This window comes from Lewinella sp. (genome assembly GCF_050633125.1).
Taxonomy (GTDB): domain Bacteria; phylum Bacteroidota; class Bacteroidia; order Chitinophagales; family Saprospiraceae; genus Lewinella.
In genome coordinates this window covers 1-5,324 of record NZ_JBOEFX010000194.1, presented here as the reverse complement: position 1 = coordinate 5,324, position 5,324 = coordinate 1, and the positions used below count along the sequence as shown (strand labels likewise).

2 protein-coding genes are annotated in these 5,324 nt (G+C 43.7%); both read right to left on the bottom strand.

Going from position 1 to position 5,324, the window contains the following annotated elements; translation table 11 throughout:
• Positions 1-850: DUF11 domain-containing protein (locus ACRBG0_RS27835; RefSeq protein ID WP_431490102.1), on the bottom strand; the 850-nt coding region annotated here is incomplete at its 3' end.
• 73 nt (positions 851-923) lie between these two features.
• Positions 924-4,979, bottom strand: coding sequence for a DUF7507 domain-containing protein (locus tag ACRBG0_RS27830; RefSeq protein WP_431490101.1), 4,056 nt, complete (start codon positions 4,977-4,979; stop codon positions 924-926).
• Positions 4,980-5,324 lie beyond the last annotated feature (345 nt).

Here is a 5,324-nt window from a genome sequence, read left to right as displayed (position 1 = left end):
CTTGCGTGATCGTGTATGTCGCGGTGAAAGTACTATTATCAATCGCACCTACAGCCAAAGTAGCAATTGGGCCTCCCATCACCGCTACCAATGGATCTGTAACAGTAACATTGGTTAGATCTGAATTCCCCGTATTAGTAACCGTAAAGGCGTAAGTAATCGTTTCGCCTACTTGCGCAAAACCATCACTATTCTCGTCCTCAAAAGTTCCATTTTTGATGATCGCTATATCTGAATTCAACAACATACAAGGTAAAGAAAAAGAAGTAGGGTCATTCTCCAGATAGATATCAGAAGAAGGAGCGTCATCTACACTAATGGACATTTGGTTATTGAAATTCGCACCAAAAGTAGTAAAAATCCCTTGTTGGATAGCACCATCGTTGGTAAGCACTTCTACATTTCCACTCATACAATCATTCGGTAATCTAAAAGAGAATAGCTCAATTGGAGCTCCCGAAGTCGTGTTAGGAGAAGGTGAGTTTTGCAGTACTACCTGATATACATCATAACCACCAAAACCATCCGTGGTTCCCGCAAACATATCATAAGTGTCCTCCGTTATCAACTGTGCTGTCCAAGAACCTGTTATGTTTATAAAAGGCCCCGAACTGGGTACAGGAGGAATAGCAGGGTCGGTCATTGTACCCTCAGGTAAAATGAAACTAAAAACTGCTGTTGAGATGGTTACATTGTTCGAAGTAAAATTCGGATAAGCAACCGCAGTAATATCCAAAGGATCATTAGAATCCTGGATAAAACCATAGGTTACTTCATTCTGCCCCCAAAGAGAGGAGATCGAAAGCAACCATAGAAATACAATACTTATAGCACTGTAGTGAAATTTCATAGTTCGTAATTTTATTCAAATGAAAATGACTAGAGAATAACGGGGGGGAACCTTACTATTTCCTCAACCCTTGCTAAGGGGTTAATTCTTGAGCTAGTTGTTCAACAATGATGAAGGTTTGTATCTTAAAGAAATTAGCAGGGTGCCCGTCAACATTATTGAAAATAGGGTCGACGTCATTATTTTGACCCGCAAAAATGGTATCACCGTCCAGATTGGCATCTGTTAGGTTATACCCTGGCAGAATGTAAGTTTGAATCTTAAAGAAGTTACCCGGAGCACTGTCAACTTGGTTAAAAACAGGGTCCTTGTCATTAAACTGACCTGCAAAAACTACGCGATCATCGCTCAAGGTATTTCCAGACCATAGGGCATATTGTCCATCGATAACTTTCTGCTCTCGATTATCGTACATCGATTGACTATTCCACAGATCCAAGTTCGTATCCATAAAGTTTACTACTACACCTGTGGCAGTAAGCGTTATTGTGTTGGCTGTCATCGTTCCTAAGTGATTGCGGTGACGGACTGCCACGAAGTAGTCGCCGGGGACAGATTGCGTAAACCATAAGCTACTCACGCCATCCACACCTACTACATCACCATCTTTCTGCAAAAGACCAGCGCGCGTTTCTACCACCGTAGCCGGATTGCTGGACGAGCGAAGCTCGACAAATACCCAGTCGACGATAGAATTATTGCCCAAATCTGCAAAGACCGTTCCGGGATCAGCTACCGTTTCACCTCCACCGCCTCCCACGTGGGTAAACGCAGCCAGCGCCGTGTAGGGCTCTGTGCTCGGAAGCATACCGCGCGAACGCAAATCATCACGCATCAAACCGCCTGTAGCGCCCAACAAAGCACCTTGGAGCTGAACTTTTGCCTCTAGCTTAACGAAAGGAGGTGGAAGTGACGTTACCGTCAAGTCATCCTCTAGTGGATCATTGTCATCGGACACATCGGTTATCGGATCACCATTAGGGTTGATAGCCATAGCGGTAGCCTGATTAGTAACACTACCAGCATTAATATCCGCTTGCGTCAATACATAACTCGCCGTGAACGTTGTATTGTCAATAGCACCTACGGCCAAAGTTGCCAGAGGACCTCCACTCACCGTGACCAATGGATCAGTAACCGTTACGTTATTTAACGTAACGTTACCCATATTCGCAACCGAAAACATATAGGTAATCGTCTCGCCTGCTTGCGCTAATCCATCACTATTAGTATCCTGAAATGTACCAACCTTGATAATCGCTATTCCAGAGTTTTGAGGCAAAGTAGTCACCGTAGGGTCGTCTTCAGAAATATCGTTGTCATCAGACACATCCATAGCCGAATTACCATTGGTATCTGTCCCCATGACCAAAGCCTGGTTAGTAACGCCGCCAGCATCAATATCCGCTTGCGTCAATACGTAACTCGCTGTAAAGGTAGAGTTGTCACTTGCGCCCCCAGCCAAAGTTGCCAGAGGACCTCCACTCACCGTGACCAATGGATCAGTAACTGTTAGGTTAGTCAATGTAACGTTGCCCAGGTTAGTAACCGTAAACGAATAGGTAATCGTTTCGCCTACTTGTGCAAAACCATCACCATTTTCGTCCTGGAATGCACCATTCTTGACAATCGCTATATTTTCACACGAATCTGGAAGTCCATCCCCGTCAGCGTCAAGCGTATCAGGACCTTCACAACATTTATCGAGACAATCAGGAGTACCATCTCCATCACTATCCGCTTGGACATAAGCATAATATACACTAATGGTGCCACCTAATGCAGACACTGCTGCAAGGCCAGCATCGAAGGTGATCTGAACCTCATCAAAATCTAGGGTAGTAGCAAAGCTCAAGTAGGTAATTTCACTACCGTTATTCAGCAAACTAGCCGTTACTAAAGGATTGCTACTGATAATGGTTTCCTGCGGTACTCCCCCTAGATAGGTTGTAAGAGAAATATTATCCAATAGCCCTACATCGAGTAAACTCGGTTCTATACCAATAGCAAAGCCAGCAATGCTTCCTCCATCTACGACGGTAGTTGCCGCTACTGATAAACTTACATCTCCCAATGCAGCAGCTAACAAATCGATTGTTGTCGGCTGAGTCAGGTCGTCATCTATAAGATTAGAGAGAGAATCAACAGTACACCCTACACAGGCAATACCAGTAAAGCCACTTCTTTCATAAACAATTCCTCCGCAATAGTCAGAAGAAGCAGTAAGTGGAATACCACAGAGGTCTGTGATATCAGTGATCGTATTCGCATCAGGGCAGGAAGTAGGCTCAGTAAAAGCATAAAATATCCTGGCGGTCGTCAATAAATCTAACGAAGCCAGACCTCCCTGAATGATCAACTCCACCTCATCAAAAGGCTGAGTAGTAACGAAAGACAATCGCTGCTGTCCGTTGGTCCCCAAGCCATCAACATTGAGTAAATTAGCACTCCCAATACCAGCTTGTTCTACTGGCACACCATTGTTGTAAGTCTGGATGGCGAAAACATCTAGCAGATCTAAACTTAACAGGCCACTAGGAAAACTAAGTACAAAACCAGCTCTTAATCCGGCAGGATACTCTTGAAGGGTATCTCTGACCGAAATCAAACGAGTATCTCCTCCTAGTAAACTCAAACTTAGCAGGCTACTTTCTTCCGTATAATTGCTAAGGTCGCCATCTACTACATTGTCTGCATCAATATTACCACAGTTGGAACAAGAGCCATTGTCATTAATGACTACTCCACGCCCAACGATTGGGTCATTACACTCAATTGGTCCTTGGGAAGCGAAATAGGCAATGGTTATTGTATCACTACAACTACCGTTCGAAAGCTCGAACAGGTAATATCCTTCCATATCTAACCCTGTAATGACTCCCGCTGCATCAATGCTAGCTGCACTAGGGTTGCCCATAACTGGCGACCATGTTTCGCCGGCACCCGCGGGCGAAAGGGTAAATGTCATCGTGGAAGTACACGCCGAAGCGTCAATTCCAGCATTAACCATACAGTCGTCGTCGCAGAAATCAGGTGTTCCATCACCATCCATATCAAAATTATCGTCTCCACCCGCACATTGATCAACACAATCCGGGAAACCATCGCCATCAGTATCAGGGCGAACAAAGCCGTAGTAGATACGGTAGGTTGTAGCTAAACTTAGTACACTCGAAATGGTAATTCTTACCTGATCAAAAGTTTGGGTAGTGGGAAAGCTGATCAGGTTGATACTACCTGTGAGGACGCCTACATTGGCAAGTGCATCATTGGCAATAAATGTTTCCACCAAACCACCATTATCATAAGTTTCAATCGTTATGCCCCCCAATACATCTAGAGAGAGTAAACCTAACAATCCAACTTGCTCAATGGCAAAGCCAACTTCATAGTTGGCAGGGATATTTTCTCCTATATCAATATCCAAATAGTTGGATTCTGCGAGAATAAAAAGGTCTGATGCATAGTCTGTTGTATCTGCATTCGTTGTATTGGAAAAATTATTAAAACCATCATCAAGACAACTCACTACAAACAGTTCACAATTCGTACTAGCGGTAGCCAAAGGGTAATTTGCCGTATTAAGGGCAGTGGCACAGTTATAGTCACATCCATCCACCTCTTCGTAAGCGTAATAAACGCGCAGCGCAGAAATCAGGCTAAGATTAGCTACCCCTGTTAGGCTTAGTTCTACTTCATCAAATGGCAAAGTAGTAACAAAGTCTACTCGACGGCGGCTACCAGGCCCTGCCAATAAAGCCAGAGAGATTGGTGAACCTCCTCCTCCAACCTGAGCAGTTTCCTGTAGTTGATTGTTCAGATAAGTACGAATTTCCAGATCATTGAGTACGTCAGCACCTATCAGCCCTCCCTCAGCGGATACGACGAAGCCTGTTCGTTGTCCCGCAGGATAAGTATTATTGACATCTTTTACCGACACCAATGAAATAGCCCCCACCCCGATAAGGTCAGTACCATTGAATGCGATAAAATTGGTTAGATCTCCATCTACGATTACATCTGATGCATTGGATCCTGAAAGCGCACTTACCAAGCTACCGGCAAGCTGATCGACAACGGCTCCCTTCCCTACGATAGGGTCATTACAGCCCACAATCGGTGGAGGCATAATCATATTCGAGGAGAAAGAAGAAGTGGTTATACTCTCACTTGAAAAAAGTACAGTAACACCGGAGGCAAGCAGAATAAAAACTAAAATAAAACCAAACCTAACTATTAAAAAACAACATGATTGTATTTTTTCAAGGCACATATTTTATTATTTTCATGTGATTAAAACTCTCCTTCTATTTTTAACAATAGAAGCCCCCTTCACTTTCCTGAAAAGTAAATTCAACTATAAATTAAATCAAAAATCGGCAATAGAATAGCTCTTCACAAGTGTTCATCACACCTGCAAAACATCCTACAAATCATCCTTATCAACCAATCTTAACGTGAGGTTGGGGGTTAA

Bases quoted from the DNA above. Each gene is read 5' to 3' on its own strand.
- ACRBG0_RS27830 (WP_431490101.1), bottom strand. From the start codon at position 4,979: ATGCCTCCACCGATTGTGGGCTGTAATGACCCTATCGTAGGGAAGGGA.